Raw genomic sequence first — 215 nt, 5'->3', positions numbered from 1 at the left:
TCCACCGGCTTCTCCGGGTACACCGGCTTCACCGGAACCGCAGGCTTGACCGGCCTCTCCGGATACACCGGCTTGACCGGAACCACCGGCTTGACCGGAACCACCGGCTTCTCCGGGTACACCGGCTTGACCGGAACCACCGGCTTCTCCGGGTACACCGGCTTGACCGGAACCACCGGCTTCTCCGGGTACACCGGCTTGACCGGAACCACCGG

At 67.0% G+C, this 215-nt stretch carries 1 protein-coding gene; it reads right to left on the bottom strand.

The window, feature by feature from the left end; translation table 11 throughout:
- Positions 1–215: hypothetical protein (locus tag ABT171_RS08670; protein ID WP_351241261.1), on the bottom strand; the 215-nt coding region annotated here is incomplete at both ends.

Origin of the sequence: Streptomyces sp. NPDC001851, assembly GCF_040297165.1 — a bacterium.
Classification (GTDB): domain Bacteria; phylum Actinomycetota; class Actinomycetes; order Streptomycetales; family Streptomycetaceae; genus Streptomyces.
Note: the sequence above shows the minus strand (reverse complement) of the source record. Positions and strands in the feature narration are given on the sequence as shown.